This is a genomic window from Pseudemcibacter aquimaris (assembly GCF_028869115.1).
GTDB lineage: Bacteria > Pseudomonadota > Alphaproteobacteria > Sphingomonadales > Emcibacteraceae > Pseudemcibacter > Pseudemcibacter aquimaris.
In genome coordinates, this window is the sequence record NZ_CP079800.1 from 1,130,823 (window position 1) to 1,148,208 (window position 17,386).

Annotated in this window: 11 protein-coding genes; 5 read left to right on the forward strand and 6 right to left on the reverse strand. The window is 40.5% G+C overall.

Going from position 1 to position 17,386, the window contains the following annotated elements; all coding sequences use genetic code 11:
* Window positions 1-119: 119 nt before the first annotated feature.
* On the reverse strand, window positions 120-2,963 hold the full coding sequence (locus KW060_RS05560) for an Rne/Rng family ribonuclease (RefSeq protein ID WP_249035377.1): 2,844 nt from the start codon (window positions 2,961-2,963) through the stop codon (window positions 120-122).
* 497 nt (window positions 2,964-3,460) lie between these two features.
* Between KW060_RS05560 and KW060_RS05565 the strand changes: the two genes are divergently transcribed.
* The 5 genes from KW060_RS05565 (at window position 3,461) to KW060_RS05585 (ending at window position 11,239) form a co-directional block, all read left to right on the forward strand.
* Complete coding sequence (locus tag KW060_RS05565) at window positions 3,461-4,681, forward strand: N-acetylmuramoyl-L-alanine amidase (RefSeq protein ID WP_249035378.1); 1,221 nt, start codon at window positions 3,461-3,463, stop codon at window positions 4,679-4,681.
* A 102-nt stretch (window positions 4,682-4,783) separates the two neighbouring features.
* A complete protein-coding gene (locus KW060_RS05570) occupies window positions 4,784-7,252 on the forward strand; it encodes a penicillin-binding protein 1A (RefSeq protein ID WP_249035379.1) in 2,469 nt (822 codons plus the stop codon).
* A 29-nt stretch (window positions 7,253-7,281) separates the two neighbouring features.
* Window positions 7,282-8,410 (forward strand): peptide chain release factor 2 gene (gene prfB, locus KW060_RS05575; RefSeq protein ID WP_249035380.1). Its coding sequence is split into 2 segments (ribosomal slippage): window positions 7,282-7,350 and window positions 7,352-8,410, totalling 1,128 coding nucleotides; the frame shifts between segments, so codons are not numbered across the junction.
* Window positions 8,411-8,487: 77 nt separating this feature from the next.
* Complete coding sequence (locus tag KW060_RS05580; RefSeq protein WP_249035381.1) at window positions 8,488-9,306, forward strand: hypothetical protein; 819 nt, start codon at window positions 8,488-8,490, stop codon at window positions 9,304-9,306.
* Window positions 9,284-11,239 carry a prolipoprotein diacylglyceryl transferase family protein gene (locus KW060_RS05585; RefSeq protein WP_249035382.1) on the forward strand — a complete coding sequence of 652 codons (1,956 nt, stop codon included), beginning with the start codon at window positions 9,284-9,286 and terminating at the stop codon, window positions 11,237-11,239. Before KW060_RS05580 ends, KW060_RS05585 begins: the two co-directional genes overlap by 23 nt.
* Window positions 11,240-11,302: 63 nt before the next feature.
* On the opposite strand, the gene KW060_RS05590 is transcribed toward KW060_RS05585, so the two are convergent.
* The 5 genes from KW060_RS05590 to KW060_RS05610 all read right to left on the reverse strand — a co-directional run bounded on the left by KW060_RS05590 (window position 11,303) and on the right by KW060_RS05610 (window position 17,357).
* Window positions 11,303-11,731: a bactofilin family protein gene (locus tag KW060_RS05590; RefSeq protein ID WP_249035383.1), complete on the reverse strand. Its 429-nt coding sequence runs from the start codon at window positions 11,729-11,731 to the stop codon at window positions 11,303-11,305.
* A gap of 37 nt (window positions 11,732-11,768) precedes the next feature.
* Window positions 11,769-12,983: a M23 family metallopeptidase gene (locus KW060_RS05595; RefSeq protein ID WP_249035384.1), complete on the reverse strand. Its 1,215-nt coding sequence runs from the start codon at window positions 12,981-12,983 to the stop codon at window positions 11,769-11,771.
* Window positions 12,984-13,096: 113 nt separating this feature from the next.
* Window positions 13,097-13,894, reverse strand: coding sequence for a ferritin-like domain-containing protein (locus KW060_RS05600; RefSeq protein WP_249035385.1), 798 nt, complete (start codon window positions 13,892-13,894; stop codon window positions 13,097-13,099).
* Window positions 13,891-14,358 carry a thioredoxin-dependent thiol peroxidase gene (gene bcp / locus KW060_RS05605; RefSeq protein WP_420833179.1) on the reverse strand — a complete coding sequence of 156 codons (468 nt, stop codon included), beginning with the start codon at window positions 14,356-14,358 and terminating at the stop codon, window positions 13,891-13,893. The genes KW060_RS05600 and bcp overlap by 4 nt, the downstream gene beginning before the upstream one ends.
* Window positions 14,355-17,357, reverse strand: coding sequence for a bifunctional [glutamine synthetase] adenylyltransferase/[glutamine synthetase]-adenylyl-L-tyrosine phosphorylase (locus KW060_RS05610; RefSeq protein ID WP_274757323.1), 3,003 nt, complete (start codon window positions 17,355-17,357; stop codon window positions 14,355-14,357). Before KW060_RS05610 ends, bcp begins: the two co-directional genes overlap by 4 nt.
* Window positions 17,358-17,386 lie beyond the last annotated feature (29 nt).

Genomic DNA, 17,386 nt, shown 5'->3' on the forward strand with positions numbered 1-17,386 from the left:
GAAGGTACGTCAATTTAAACACTATTTAATGTGAAATTGTCTGAACCTAATCTGAATGTGTAATAATGCATAAATGTGACAAAAATAAAGCCCGGATAAACCGGGCTTTAAAATTGAATTTAGCTAAGAGCTCTTGACCACCAGCCTTTTTTCTTAGGCTTGTCATCGGCGGGTTTCTCTTCTTTAGGTTTTTCCGCCTTTGGTGCTTCTGTCTCTTTTTTGTTTTCTGAAGCTGGTTTTTCTTCCTTTTCTTCAGTTTTCTTCACAGCACGCTTACGCGGAGCACGTTTTGGTTTTTCTGCCTTTTCTTCTGTTTTGCCTTCTTCAGGTTTTTCAGAAGTTTCAGCATCTTCTTTTTTCTTTCGTGTGCGTCTCGCGCGTTTTGGCTTCTCTTCCTTTACATCATCAGATTTTTCAGCATTTGCTTCTTCTGATTTATCAGTGTCTGCCTTTTTGCGTGTGCGGCGTGGTTTTCTTTTTGGTTTTTCTTCGTCAGATTTTACTTCATCAGTTTTCGCATCTTCTGTTTTTACTTCTGATGGCGAAGCGTCTTGTTCAGTAACTTCTTCAGTTGATTTTTCCGCATTATCTTTATCGCGTCCACGTCCACGACGAGGGCGGCGGCGACGGCGACCTTTTTCAGAATTTTCTTGGTTTTCAGCGTCTGTTTCTTCTGCGCTTACTTCATTCTCTTCTGTGTTTTCGCTTTGGTTTTCTTGATTTTCGCGTCTTTTGTTATTGCGGTTACGTCTTCTTCTGCGGCGACGTTTCGGTTTATCCTGCTTTTCATCATCTGCAGAAACATCTTCTTCCGTAACATCGATTAACTTATTGACATCTTTGCCAAGTTTTAAAGCATCATGACGCTTTTTGGATTTTCTGGATGGTTTTCCAGAACGGTCCATGCGGTATGCTGATGCAGTTAATTCATCATCAATCGCAATCTCAACTGAGAAATCATAACGTTCTTCAAGGTCTCTTAAGCTTCTACGTTTGTTATTAAGTAAATAAATTGCAACACGTGAAGGCAGGAATACTTTGAATTTTGAATTTCTTGCACGGATGCCTTCTTCTTCGATGATGCGAAGAATATGAAGACTTTGTGATTCAACAGTTCTAAGAAGGCCACTACCATCACAATGTGGACATTGTATTGTACTGCTTTCCAATACACCTGTGCGCAAGCGCTGGCGTGACATTTCCATTAGGCCGAATGAACTGATACGGCCAACTTGAATGCGAGCACGGTCTGATTTTAGGCATGCCTTCATTTTACGCTCAACCGCACGGTTGTTGCGCTGTTCTTCCATATCAATGAAATCAATAACCACAAGGCCGGACATATCGCGAAGCTTTAACTGTCTTGCGATTTCTTCTGCGGCCTCAAGGTTTGTATTGAGCGCTGTTTCTTCAATATTATGTTCTTTGGTCGCACGGCCCGAGTTCACATCAATCGAAACAAGGGCTTCGGTTGGATTGATAACAATATATCCGCCGGACTTTAATTGCGCCGTTGGGCCATACATTGAATCCAGATGGTTTTCCACCTGATAGCGCTGGAACAGTGGAATCTGGTCACTGTAATACTTTATTTTTCTTGCGTGGCTCGGCATTAACATCTGCATAAAGCTTTTTGCCGTTTTATAGCCACGTTCACCTTCCACCAGAATTTCGCTGATGTCCCGGGTGTATAAATCGCGGATACTGCGTTTTATAAGATTACCCTCTTCATAAATCAGGGTAGGGGCAATGGATTTCAGGGTATGTTCCCGGATCGCTTCCCACATCCGTTTAAGATAATCATAATCGCGTTTAATTTCTGCCTTGGTTCTATCGCTGCCAGCTGTGCGGATGATGCAAGCATGGCCTTTTGGCAGGTTCAGGCTTGATAAAACATTCTTTAACTTCTTGCGGTCTTTAACATTTGCAATTTTACGGCTAACGCCGCCACCATGCAAAGTGTTTGGCATAAGAACACAGTAACGACCAGGTAGTGAAAGGTAAGTTGTAAGCGCAGCACCTTTATTGCCGCGTTCTTCTTTCACCACTTGGATCAGAATGATTTGACCTTTTTTGATCACTTCCTGAATTTTATATTTATAACGAAGTCTTTTTGCCATACGAATACGAAGACGTTCCTCTTCGTCTTCTTCGCTTTGAGCGTTATTTGTTTCTTCTTCATCAGTTGCTTCATCTGATGCATCTTCGTCAGGTTTATTTTCTTCAGCTTCTTCAGTAACTTCGGCTGCAACATCATCTGAAGAATTTTCTTCATCTGACGTTTTCTCTGCTTCAACATCAGAAACATCTTCGTTTGCGTCATCCGCTTCAGAAGCATCTTCTTTGGCTTCTTCTTCGCTTGATGTAATTACATCTTCTTTTGTTGATTCAGCTTTGGTTTCTGTTTTTTTCTTGCGAGGGCGGCCACGGCGACGCTTTGGTTTCTCTTCCTCTTCCTGAACCTCTTCTGTCGCTTCAGCAGTTTCATCTGCTTTTACGTCATCAGATGTTTCTTCAGGAACCGCCGCTTCTTCAGATGATGATTCATCCACTGTTTTTTCTTCGGCTTCAGTGTTTTCTTCTGCTATTACTTCATCATTTTCATCAGAAGGCTCATCTTTTTCTGATTTAACAGCCGCTTTGTTATTTTCTTCATCTTCAAGAAGATCAGCGTTTCTTGCTTTTTCTTCTTCGATAAGCGCTTCACGGTCCGCTACAGGAATTTGATAGTAATCAGGGTGAATTTCACTAAAAGCTAAGAATCCATGACGGTTGCCGCCGTAATCAACGAACGCTGCTTGAAGCGATGGTTCTACGCGGGTTACCTTTGCTAGATAGATGCTGCCTTTGAGTTGTTTTTTTGCAGAACTCTCATAATCGAAGTCCTCTACACGGTTTCCGTCGACGATGGCCACACGGGTCTCTTCCCGGTGGGAGGCGTCGATCAACATACGAATTGACATTTAGTGTATCTCCATAACAAAAACCGCTCGAGCTCTGGTGATCATTTGCAGCCACCAAGCGTGCAGGTTCCTGTGTTGTTGTTTCAAATTTGGTTGGGTTTGTGGCATTTAGAGGCTTATGAAAGAGAACAAACACATCACCATAGGCAATAGAAAAATCTCTTGCTTCTATGGGATTACTCTTTTGGCTCGAAATGCTTAAATTCATAATTTTTTCTGCCTGTATAAGGCTTTAATATTCTTCTTCTTTTTAAAAATCGCTGGTGCATACATTCAATGAAATTGCACTCAGCATCATATTTTGGGCATTTTTTGCATCCATATATGATGAAGTTAACATAGTGAACCTTGCAGCACTAAACAATAGAAAAGAGTCTAATTTATAAAAAATCTTTTTGGAAACATCATTTTATATTAGAAAAATTAACCATTATTAACTAATAATTGTTACTGTATTACAAATTCTAGGGTATAATGAGCGAAAAAGCTGGAAATTGATGGCACATAATAAACAACAATTGTTGCGACATTTATCAATCAAACTTATTTTTTCTGCACTGATTATTATGTTTTTTGCAGCGGGTAACGCTTTCGCTGCTGGTCCTGTTGTGACTGATGTGCGCTTTGGCGGTGATCAGCAAAAAACAAGGTTTGTTATTGAAATGACAGGCAATAGCGCGTTTCGCACCTTTACTCTTGCCAACCCGAACAGAATTGTTATCGACCTTGATGAAGTTGAATGGAAAATTGGCCCTGGTGGTGCAACAGGTAAGGGGTTAATTAATAACTACCGGTATGGCCTTTATATGCCGGGGACATCACGTGTGGTGCTTGATCTTAAAAATCCGGTAAAAATTTCAAATTCATTTATCATTAGTGGCAAAAACGGCAAACCAAACAGGCTTGTTTTCGATTTTGAACGCGTTTCACAATCGGCTTTTACAGCAAGTGTTGCAAAACCATCGGTACAGGCACAAAGAGTTGCGACGACAAGGAAACCGTCAAATGTACCATCCAATGGCAAAAAGATAATTGTACTTGATCCCGGTCACGGGGGGCATGATCCTGGCAATCTTGGCGGTGTAAAGGTGAACGGCATTTCCGAGAAAAACGTCACGATCTCAGCGTCACGCAACATTAAAAAAATATTAGAAGCATCCGGTCGTTATAAAGTTATAATGACACGGAACCGCGATGTATTCTTGAAATTACGTGACCGAAGTCGTGTTGCGCATGTGAATAATGCGGACCTTTTTATATCTATTCATGCTGATGCGTTTAGAAGCCCGGATGTCAGGGGGGCGACAATTTATACCCTTACTGAAAAAGCATCCGACCGTGAAGCAGCCAAGCTCGCCGCGCGTGAGAATAAATCTGATGTGATTGCCGGTGTTGATCTTCAGGATGAAACTGATGTCGTTCAAAATATTCTTATCGACTTGGTGAAACAAGAAACAATGAATCTCTCGAACAGATACGCTCAGGAACTTTCAAAAGAGCTTAAAAAATCAATTCGTGTTAGAAAAAGAAGTCATCGTTCAGCGGGGTTTGCTGTTCTTAAAGGGATTGATGTGCCATCTGTTTTAATTGAAATGGGATACTTAACCAACCCAACGGATGCGAAACTATTAATGCAAAAAGAAACCCATGAAAAAATCGGAAATGCGATCCTCAAAGCGACGGATAAGTATTTCCAACAAAATTTCGCGTATAATTAGTTGAATATATACGCGAATTCACTTGATTGTGCCTTAAGGTTGTCATAATTTGCGCCTAAATTCTATACTGTTAATAAACATGACGAAGCGGTGGATAGCGAATTGTCGAGGAAATGGAAAAATATATTAGGCGGCCTTGCCGTCTTTACGCTACTGAGCGGCATTATCGCAGTGGTTGGTGGATTATATATTTTATACTCATTTGGACGTGATCTTCCTGATTATAAACAGCTCGCGGATTATGAACCGCCGGTGGTAAGCCGTGTTTATGCTGGTGACGGTAGCTTGATTAAAGAATATGCCCGTGAAAAGCGCTTATTTGTTCCGATTAATGCCATTCCGCCAAAAGTAATTCAGGCTTTTCTTTCTGCCGAAGATCAAAACTTTTACACACATATTGGTATCGATTTTAAGGGATTACTGCGTGCGGTTCTTGTTAATGTAAAAAATGTCATAACAAACCGTAGGCCGGTTGGCGCATCAACGATCACACAACAGGTTGCGAAAAACTTTCTTCTTACCAATGAAGTCAGGTTTGAACGTAAAATTAAAGAAGCGATCCTTTCTTACAGGATTGAACAAACATTTTCCAAAGATCAGATTTTAGAGCTTTATTTAAATGAAATTTATCTTGGTCAAAACTCATATGGTGTTGCTGCCGCAGCACTTAACTATTTTGGTAAATCACTTGATGAATTAGAAGTCCAGGAAATTGCTTATCTCGCAGCGCTTCCGAAAGCACCAAGTAATTATCATCCCGTTAGACGCTATAACAATGCTGTTGGTCGTCGTGATTGGGTGTTGGGCCGCATGGAAATTGAAGGCTTCATCACCGAGGAAGAAAAACTAGCAGCGCAAAACTTACCACTAGGAACAGTGGAAAGTGGCCGTGCCCGTACATTCCAAGCCAATTATTTCGCGGAAGATGTAAGACGCGAGCTTAAAAAAACATATGGTGATGATGAATTATATGGTGGTGGTCTTGCCGTAAGGTCATCTCTTTCACCAAGACTTCAGGCAATTGCTGAAAGAGAAATGAAAAATGGTCTTGTGACGTATGACCGTCGTCATGGTTGGCGTGGCCCACTAGGGAATATGGATATATTTGCGGCCCCATACCCAACATGGAAAGAAGAATTTATAAAGAAACGCACACCACTTGGTGTTGACAGCTGGCAAGAAGCTGTGGTCGTTGACGTTAATGATGAAGTGGCAATCATTGCCACGAAAGAAGCCCTAAAGAATAGTGAAACATTTGAAGCATTACCAAAACAAAGTATTTCCCTTGCTGAAGTAAAATGGGCGCGTAAATGGCTTCCGGGTGAACGCCGTGGGCCACAGGTTGAATCTGTTACAGAAGTTCTGGCACAAGGTGATATTATTGCCGTTGAGGCTATCGAGACGGAAGAACCATCAATTGGTTCTCCTTTCGGGCTTCGTCAAATTCCGGAAATTAATGGTGCGCTTGTGGCGCTTGACCCGCATACGGGTCGTGTACTTGCCATGGTTGGTGGGTATGATTTTACCCGCAGCGAATATAACCGTGCAACACAGGCGAAGCGTCAGCCAGGCAGCGCCTTTAAACCATTTGTTTATAGTGTGGCGCTTGAGCAGGGCTTTACGCCATCAAGTCTAGTGCTTGATGCACCATTCGTGATTGATCAGGGTTACGGTATGGGCAAATGGAAACCGCGCAATTCCAGTAATAAATTTTATGGTCCAAGCACATTACGCCTTGGTATTGAAAAATCTCGAAACTTGATGACAGTACGCATTGCACAAAATGTCAAAATGGAAAATGTAGTTGAGGTCGCTGAACGTTTCGGTATCACAGAAGATATGCCGGATTTGCTTTCCATGTCGCTTGGTGCGGGTGAAACTACGTTACTTGATCTAACGGCGGCGTACGGGATGATCGTTAATGGTGGTAAAAAAATTGAACCATCCCTGATTGACCGCATTCAGGACCGGTATGGTAATACAATTTACCGTCATGATGACCGTGCATGTGTTGGCTGTGTATCCGAAGAATGGCAATATCAAAATTCGCCGGAATTACCGGACGAACGTGATGATGTTCTTGATCCTGTAACATCTTACCAGTTGGTTTCTATGATGGAAGGGGTTGTGCAGCGTGGTACGGGCGTTCGTATTCGTGCGCTTCGTCGTCCGCTTGCGGGAAAAACTGGTACAACCGATGACAGCTTTGATACATGGTTTGTTGGCTTCTCCCCTGACATGGTGGTCGGTGTGTTTGTCGGTTTTGATGCGCCGCGTTCCCTTGGTCGTGGGGAAGAGGGCTCATCAGTAGCCGTTCCGATTTTCCGTGATTTTATGCGCGATGCGCTTAAGGACGAGGCACCAACGCCATTCCGTATTCCAGAAGGCGTGCGTCTCGTGCGTGTTGATGCAACAACAGGGCAATTGGCCGGGGCAGGCGCGAAAAACACAATCCTTGAAGCATTCCGTCAGGGATCATTCCCGACGAAAAATGCACAAGTACTTGACGGATTTAATTCATTGGTGCAAACAAAGACCAAACTTAACACCGGAACCGGTGGTATTTATTAATCATAAAAATAAATTTAGGTCTTTATTTCATGAAAGCTGAAATTCAAAATTCTGTTGATAAAATCAAGCAGTCCTTGGAGCTGCTGAGGAGGCATCTTTGACTGGGACATCGCACTTGACAGATACGATGAATTAACCGCCCTTTCTGAAGATCCAACCCTTTGGGATAACCCATCAAACGCCCAGAAATTAATGCAGGAACGCACAAAGCTTGAGCAGGCAATCAACCTTTGCCGCGAGGTTGAAGGCGAGCTTAATGATAATATTGAGCTAATAGAGCTTGGTGAGATGGAAGAAGATGATGAAATCATCGCAGAAGCCGAAGGAGCAATTCATAAACTTACTGAAAAGGCAGAAGAGTTAGAACTGCAAACACTGTTAAGTGGTGAAGCGGATGGCAATGATACCTATCTTGAAATCAATAGTGGTGCAGGGGGTACAGAAAGCCAAGACTGGGCCAATATGCTGCTTAGGATGTATCAGCGTTGGGCTAACGCACATGGGTGTAAAGTGGAACTAATGGAAATGCATAACGGCGAAGAAGCAGGCATTAAATCAGCAACCATTCAAATTAAAGGCGATAATGCATACGGTTGGTTAAAAACCGAAAGCGGCGTTCACCGCTTGGTACGAATTTCACCGTATGACAGTAACGCACGAAGACATACAAGTTTTGCCAGTGTATGGGTCTATCCGGTGATTGACGATAATTTTGAGGTAGAGGTCAACGAAGGTGACCTAAGGATTGATACTTACCGTGCGTCCGGCGCAGGCGGGCAGCACGTGAACACAACCGATAGTGCCGTTCGTATTACCCATATCCCAACCAATATTGTGGTACAGTGCCAAAATGACCGTTCACAACATAAGAACCGTGCAACAGCGATGAATATGTTAAAAGCGCGCCTTTATGAAGCCGAGCTTCAACGCCGTGAGGAAGAGGCCAACGCAGAACACGCCGGAAAAACAGAAATCGGCTGGGGTCATCAAATCAGGTCATACGTGCTACAACCATACCAAATGGTGAAAGATTTACGCACAGGCGTCGAAAGTGGCCAACCAGATAAAGTGCTTGATGGTGATCTTGATCCATTCTTAAATGCTGCTCTCGCCGCAAGAGTGCACGGCACGACCGAAGAGGTCGAGGATATAGAATAGATTTTTAAATTGGGGAAAACGGTCATGAATATTCAAATAGGTATTTCTTTCATATTTAGAACGGAACGCCCTTATTCATGAGTGTAGGAAAAGAAACTAATCTATTAAAAAAGAATAATAATTTTTCCTTTGAAAAATATTATTTAGATATGGTGACATCAGAAGGTCAGTATATCATAGGATATGCCGCGAAATTAAAATATGGTTCATTTACACTTGGATATGCTTCAACAATTCACCATGCGGATATTGATGGGATCAATCAAGGTCCGGTATTATATTCATCCGAAATGCCAATAATTCAAGATGATAGTATTTACTGGAAAAATTGCAAGTTGGGTATTGATGGAAAATGGAATCAAAAATCTGAATCTTTTCAGCATACACTATTAGATAATTCATCAGGTTCTGTTCAATGGGAATGTTTGCAAAACAAAGCTGAAGTCACAATAAAAACAAATTCAGGAAAAAGTTATGAAGGATTAGGTTATTCTGAATTTTTGAAGATGACATTAAAACCATGGGAAATTGGCCTTAAAATACTCTATTGGGGAAGATATGTATCTGAAACTAATTCTATTGTCTGGATTGAATGGCAGGGTAAAAAACCTCTTATTCTTTTGAATTTTAATGGTCAGATAATGACAGGGGCCAAAATATCAGATCAATTAATTGAATGTGATGAATTTTCACTTGCTTTAAAACAAAAAGAGATAATTCGTAGTGGCAATTTGGGAAATACAGTTCTCTCTAAAATACCACCTGTATTAAGAGTTGCACCATTGGAAATGTTAAATGTAATTGAAGAAAAATATCTGAGCCAAGGTACCTTAGATTTAAATGGTAATTATCAAGATATAGGATGGGTAATACATGAAAAAGTCACCTGGCCATAATTTTTATAATTATATTGGAAAATTCTTATATGGGGCGATATTTGTTGTTGTTTTACCTGCATATCTAATTTTTTGGGAAAAGAACCTAGGGCACCTGAATTTACCTACTGTTCCTAATATTCCTTACTTAGGAGAGATGTTAGTATTTATTGGTTTTATAATATCAGCATTAGGCATTCGGGAAATTATGGTCAAAGGTGAAGGACTTCCGATGAATGCATATCCGCCAAAACGGTATGTTACGAGTGGTGCGTTTAAATGGCTTTCTCATCCAATATATTTTGGATTTTGTTTATTGTGTCTTGGTATTTCATTAAGCTTCGGATGTAGAGGGGGAATTTGGATTATTACTCCAATAGTAATATTAAGTTGCATGGCACTTGTTTTTGGATATGAGCGACCGTTTTTAATAAAAATTTTTGGCAACATATATTTTGAACATAAACTTACCATTCCTACGGATAGTAATGAACAACCAAATATCAAAGATTATTATTCAGTATTACTGTTTGTGTTTCTTCCTTGGCTTGTTTTATATGAAGGCGTAGTGAGTTATATAGGGGTAATTGAACCTGTCTTAATATCTTCATTTACCTTTGATGATCGAATGCCTGTGATAGAATTTCTGGGATTGCCTTATGTTCTAACCTATCCGTTAGTTGTTTTTTCTCCTTTATTGGCAAAATCAAAAAGAAGCTTGAGGCAATTTTCTGTTGCGGGAATTTTTGCAACGATACTAGTGATAATTTTTTATTTAACAGTACCCATTATTGCAGATTTTCGTGAATTCGAACCTAAAACGATTTGGGGAGAATTAATAGAATTTCAGCAGTCAATTGATAATCCGGCAACTGCTTTTCCGGCTTTTCATGTGATTTGGGCATTCTTATCCGCAAAACTTCTGAGTGATAGATTTCCAAATGCCCGAATTTTTATATGGATGATCGCTTGGTTAATTGCGTTGAGTTCGTGGCTTACAGGAATGCACGCATTATTGGATATAATTTCTGGCGTATTAGTATATGGATTTGTTTCATCGTATCAGCAAGTTTGGGCTGCGATTAGAATAATAAGTGAAAATCTTGCAAATTCATGGAAAGAATGGCGGGTAGGGCCAATAAGAGTTATTAATCACGCTTTTTATACAGGTTTAGGTGGCGCTGTTTGTATTTTTTTAAACACGTACATTTTGGGTGAAGAATACTTATTGCCAATATTTATTCTATGCTTTTTTGGAATAGTTATGGCGGGGCTTTGGGGGCAGTATGTTGAAGGTTCAGAAAAATTAAAACGACCATTTGGTTATTTCGGGAGTATGGTTGGTGCAATAATTGGCGGGATGTTTTTGGATTATTTTTCAGGTTTATCGTGGTTAACTATAATTGCTGCAATTTGTATTTCGGCACCTTGGGTCCAATCTATAGGAAGAGTTCGTTGTCTTATTCACGGATGTTGTCACGGTAGAAAAACAAATGATTTCATCGGGATTAAGATTGATCAAGAAAAATCACGTGTATGTAGTGTTTCCAGCTTAAAAGGTATGCCAATTCATCCAACGCCGATTTATTCGATTATCGGTAATTTAATCATTGGATTGATCTTGTTTCGTTTAATGGTAATTGAAACTCAAACATCTATAATAATAGGAATATATTTAATGTTGCTCAGTATATTCAGATTTGTAGAAGAAAGTTTCCGGGGAGAGGCCCAAACGTTGATAGTTAATAACCTGACAATTTATCAATGGATTAGTATTGGGCTACTGGTAATAGGAAGTATATTTACAATGATACCAAGTCAAGTATTGTTAGCGCAGCAATCACTTTTATCTTTTCCCAATAGCTTCGTTGCGATTTCATTTGGTGTAATTGTAGCGATATTTATGAGTATTGATTTTCCTAACTCGAAGTTTCGTTTTTCAAGACTTACATAATATTTTTGGACATAAAAAACGGGCCAAGAGGCCCGTTCGTAAAATCGTATGATTTAAGATAAATTAAATCAGATCAACAAGGTCTTTCTTGTCTTCTTTAGGTTCTTCTTTTTTCGGCTCTTTATTTGCTGACATTACTTTTTGTGCATTGCTTGCGGCTGGTTGTGCGCTTTGATGGGATAGGTTCCCTTCGATGTAGGCGCCAGCCTCGATGCTTAGTGTCTGATGGCAAATGTCACCGGTTAGTTTTGCTGTTTTTTCAAGACGGACACTGCGGCCAGTGATGCTGCCTTTTACGGTGCCTTTAACGACCACATCGTCGGCATTTACCTTGCCATTTACGCTACCGTTTTCACCAACAGTCAGGTTTTTACTTTTAACGTCACCCTCGATAGTGCCGTCGATTTGGATTTCGCCTGCTGTGCTGACGTTACCTTTAATAATTACGTCTGAACTGATGATGGATGGAATTGAATTTGTAGGTGGTCTCATTGATCTTGTGTCCCTTGACTGTGATGGTGTTGGGCTATTATGCGTCGTATTTGTGTTCTTTGATTTTTTGAACATCTTTCGCGGCCTTTAAAACTTTCAGTGGGTCAATAGCTTCGCCATTAAACCAGATTTCGTAATGAAGATGGGTGCTTGTGCTACGACCCGTACTTCCCATGTTTCCGATAAGCTGTCCTGCGTCAACTTTATCGCCTCGTTTCACTTGTAGTTTTGAAAGATGGCCATATTTTGTCTTAAATCCATTTCCATGGTCGATTTCAATAAATAATCCAAATGCACCATTTCGGCCAGCCATAGTGACGACACCAGCACCCGGAGCATTTATTGGAGTACCACGCCATGCTGCCATATCAAGGCCGCGGTGATTGGCCCATTTTTTTGTAAATGGGTCACGGCGCATTCCGAAGTTGCTGGAAACATAATGTTTTTCCGGCGGCGTTAAAATCGGAAGATGTTCAAGTGCCAGAATAAGATCTTGATGATTAGCACGCTTTTGAAAAAGAGTGTCAAAAGACGTATTATTAAGATCAGTTTCAATAATTTCAGAGGCTTCGATGAACGGCCCGCCTGTACCAATTGCACTTTGCGGCACATTGGCAAGTTCCATCATTTTATCTTGAGAAATACCTGCTTTCGTCAGTGTGTCCGAAAGAAACGCAAGCTTATTGTCCATAGAATTGGATAGTTTGGCAACTTGTTGATTTTGTGCCATTTCAATTTTCTTAAGATCAATGAATAGCTGCTCTATAGTGTTATCACGTCTATTGTTTCTTGCTTCTTGATCGTTGTTTTCATCTACATCGACAAATTCACCGGCCGGTAAGATGCTGCTATCATCAAAACTTTCGGCTGGGATGAGCGTCTCGCCATCTTCTTCCATCACTTGCTGGATGTAAGCCTGACGTTGTTCAAGTGCAGCCGCCGTTTTTTGAATTTCTTGCTGAAGTTCAGTGAATTGTGCCTCGATTTTAGCATAGTTGCGGTTTGCTTCTGCAACTTCGCCATTTTTGGCGGTCAAAATTTCATCAAGGTAAATATACTTATATGAAATAAAGGCACACCAGATGGAAAAACATATCAGTGCAGAAACGATCATCAACTGAACATTTTTGGAGACGGTGACAAAACGCACATCACCATTGGCCCTGAAATAGAGCTGCCTGTCAGGGAAGTAACGATTTATATTATCGTTTAAGTCTTTGATAAAACTATTAATTTTAAAATTCCTACCCACCAAAATATATTTATATTGTTTGATCGAATTAACCGATATAGATACGAATCAAACTTATTAAAGGGGAATTTGATATCAAATCCGTTAAGAATGCAAACAATTTTAACGGCTTATCAGCCTTTTTTTGCTAGTGGTAAATAGAAGCTTTCATCAAATCCAGCAGTGTCTCTGGCTGCTTTATTAAAGGGTGGCTTTACGTTTCCGGCGAAATATGTGATCACAAGGTGTTGGTATTTTTCCTGTGGATTTAACCCTTGATTTTCACATAAAAAATTAAACCAGCGCTGTCCGGCACGTACATGTTCGATTTCTTCTTCGTAAATGATTTCTAGCGCATCAACGCTTTTTTGATCGCCGGCCGATTGGAACTTCTTAATTAGCGATGGTGTCACATCAAGGCCACGCGCTTCGAGGACCAGTGGAACGATCGCAAGGCGCGCCATAATGTCATGGGCTGTATTTTCAGCAGATTGCCATAATCCGTCATGGGCGGGAAGGGCACCATAAAAACTATCCATTTCTTTGAGACGCGCATCAAGCATTTCGAAATGACGGGCTTCGTCATCTGCGACTTTAACCCAGTCATTAATAAATTCTTTTGGCATCTGTTCACCGAAACGAATAACGATATCCCAAGCAAGATCAATGGCGTTAAGCTCGATATGTGCAATTGCATGTAGCATAGCAATGCGCGCTGCATCGGACCCTGCATTGCGGCGTTTTGGCATATCTTTGGGGGCAAGTAGTTCTGGTTTCGCTGGGCGACCTGGTCTATCTGGTGCCTGCTGATTAAATTCTGATGCAAGCTCGCCATCAAACCACGCTTTTGATCCGCGGAATGTATGGTCAATTTTTTCTTGAACTGTTTTGGCACTTAACGCATTAAAAGCTGCATCTGCTATTGTTTTCATAATGCTTTTACAGCTTCCAGAACTTCTTCAGCGTGGCCAGCAACTTTTACCTTGCGCCAGATGTTTTTTATGGTGCGGTCCTTGCCGATTAGGAATGTTGCGCGTTCAATACCCATATATTCACGGCCATAAAGTTTTTTAAGTACCCATACGGTATAATCTTCACAAAGTGTACCTTCTTCATCGACTAATAGCTTAACCGTCAGGTTTTGTTTTTTAATGAAATTCTGGTGTTTTTTCACGCTGTCTTTTGATGCACCAAGAATAACCGTATCATGGCTTTCAAATTCGCCTTTAAGTTCACTGAATGCAATGGATTCTTTCGTGCATCCTGGTGTGTTGTCTTTTGGATAGAAATAAAGAACAATATTTTTACCGTCAAAATCTGCAAGGCTCACATTTTCACCGGTTTCATCAGGTAAATTAAAATCGGGGGCTTTTTGTCCTGTTTCTAACATGGTTATTCCTTATTTGTATCAATTGGATTGGTTGGTTCATGCGGTTTTAAATTACTCGCAGGAATTTCTATTATTTCCTTATATAAATCAAGAACCGATTTTTGAAATGCAAGAATTTGTGGCTCAAGATCATCAATATCACATTCAAGTCTTTCAGCAAGCGCACTTAACAGTGGTTTTGGTCTGTCGTCGTCTCTGGATGTTGTGCCCATGCATAATCTTAATAATGCTTGTATGGTTTGCATTGTATAACAGGCCTGATAAAGATATTTGCCTTTTTCTTGATTGATATAGCCCTCATCGGTAAGGGTTTTGATTTGTTTCAATGTATTGCGTTTAAGAATATTTTGATTTTCTGATGCATATTCAAGGATCAGATACTGGCATATAAATTCAATATCAATAATGCCGCCACGCACTTGTTTCATAGCCCAAATATTTTCTGTACCAAGATTTTCTTCCATGCGAATTCGCATTTTAGCAACTTCATGCAGCAAGTTTTCTTGATCACGTCCTTTATGGGTTAGGATATTGAATGTACATTTTTCAATTTTCTCTTTTAAATTCTCTGGCCCGGCAATAACCCGTGATCTTGTTAGGGCCATATGTTCCCATGTCCATGCCTGACCATGTTGATAATCATTGAAACTGTCAAAGGAAACAGCAAGCGGCCCTGCGGTTCCAGATGGGCGCAGTCGCATATCAACTTCGTACAATTTTCCTTCACCGGTCAGGGCAGTGATACTGTTAATGAAGTTTTGTGAAAGCCTTGCATAATAGTGATTGACTGTAAGCGGTTTGGGGCCATCGGACATAACATCCATTTCATCCGCATCATATATTAGAACGATATCTGCATCAGAGGTGGTCGTGAAATCAAAACCGCCCAGTTTACCCATACCCAAAATACAAAGTGATGAATTCTCAATCGTGCCATGCTTTTTTGAAAATTCGTTTTTCACATGGAAAAGCATGGTGCTTAAAATAACTTCTGCAATGTCGGTCAGTGTTCTGCCGGATTGGATGATATCTGTTGATCCGCGAAGGATTTGTAGGCCAACCTGGAATTTTGCTTCGTTGGCCCATTTTCGGGATAAATCAAGAATGTCCTGGAAATCACGTGCGGTCATCAATAATTCATCAAGGCTGTTTTGAAGGTCGGGTAAAGAAGAATTCTTTTTAAAATTTTCCGCATTAAGGACGGCATCAAGCATCAATGGATTGCGTGATAGTTGACTTGATAGGAACGGCGCAACCCCTAAAATCTGGGCCAATAAATCCAAGAGCCAAGGTTGAGCTTTGATAAATGAGAATAGCTGTACACCAGAAGGAAGACGGGATAGAAAGTCATCAAATTTGACCAATACATTATCCGGATCACTGTGTTTCCCAAATGCTTTGAGTATTTCTGGGGTTAATACCTTTAAAATATCACGTGCCCGATCTGTGCGACACGCACGGTAGCGACCAACTAGCCACCCTTGAATAATTTCATATGCTTTTTTTGCATCATGAAATCCCGCGGTTTCAATGGCTTCCAATGTTGCTGGATGATATTGATCAAGGGGGAATGACAGTGTTTTATCGTCTTCGTCGTGTGTTTGATTTGTATCTTCCAATAGTGCATTGAAAAGCTTGTGAACCGCGTTAAACCGTTTAATAACCGCGACTTCAAAATCGGCGAAAAATTCAAAACCCATAAATTTACTGATGCGATGAAGGTTTTCTTCACCGAACGGAATTTCGTGGGTTTGATCATCATTGATCATTTGAAGCCTGTGTTCCAGTGTTCTTAAGAAGACATAAGCTTCTTGCAAGGTGTCATTTTCTTCTTTGCTTAATTTTCCATTCAAGGCCAAAGCATCTAGCGCAAGACAGGTTGGCGCAATGCGTAACATCGGCTCACGACCACCTGAAATAAGTTGATGAATTTGGGCATAAAATTCGATTTCACGTATGCCGCCACGTCCAAGTTTTACATCATGTCCTTCTAACATTATGTCACGATGGCTATGATGTTCATGGATTAATTTTTTGATTGCATGGATATCTTCAATGGCCGCGTAATCAAGATGCCTACGCCATACGAAACCCCTGATACGTTCCAGAAAACCAAGTCCCGCTTCTATGTCACCAGCAATTGGGCGTGCCTTAATCATGGCTGCACGTTCCCAGTTTAGACCGACGCTTTGATAATAAACCTCTGCCCCCTCCATCGACAGGGCGACGGGTGTTGCGCCTGGATCGGGCCTTAAACGCAAATCAGTTCTGAATACATATCCATCTGCTGTGCGGTCAGACATGATCTTGACCAACTTTTGCGTCATTTTGATGAAAAAATCCTGCGGGGATCTTCTGCCTGAATATTTTACAATATCCATATCAAACAGAACAATCAGGTCAATATCACTTGAATAATTTAGCTCATATCCCCCAAGTTTACCCATTGCCATAATGACATAACCCGAATTGGTGGAGAAATCATCGGATGAATAATCATGGTCAAGATTACCGGAATTGATACCGTCTTTGATTAAGAAATTTACTGACAACCTTAATGCAAGTTCAGCAAAATCACTTAATGCCCTTGTGATTTTGGGTAATTTCCATTTCTCGCTAAGATCAGCAAAACCGATGATTAAGGCAATATGTGCCTTGGCAATGCGAAGCTTAACCATCAAATCTGAAATGTTATTTATATCTTCAAGCGCATTATCAAGAAATTTAAGTTCTTCATTTAAAAGATCGTTATGATCTTCATTAAATAAACGAAGGGCAAATTCAGAATGAACGAATAATAATCGCGTCAAATAGGGGCTATTAGAAAATATCGCCAGTATTAGATTTTTATGATCCTTATTTCCAAGAATATTTTTGATCACATCAGCGGAACTATCATTGTAAAGTGATTGAAAATCATCTAACTTCTGCGTGGCGAAAGTTTCGTCCGATATAAGAGGGAAGTGGAAGGTTATATCTGATGTTTCTATTGACACCTTGGGCATTGAAAAATCCAAAATCATAAAATTGACAA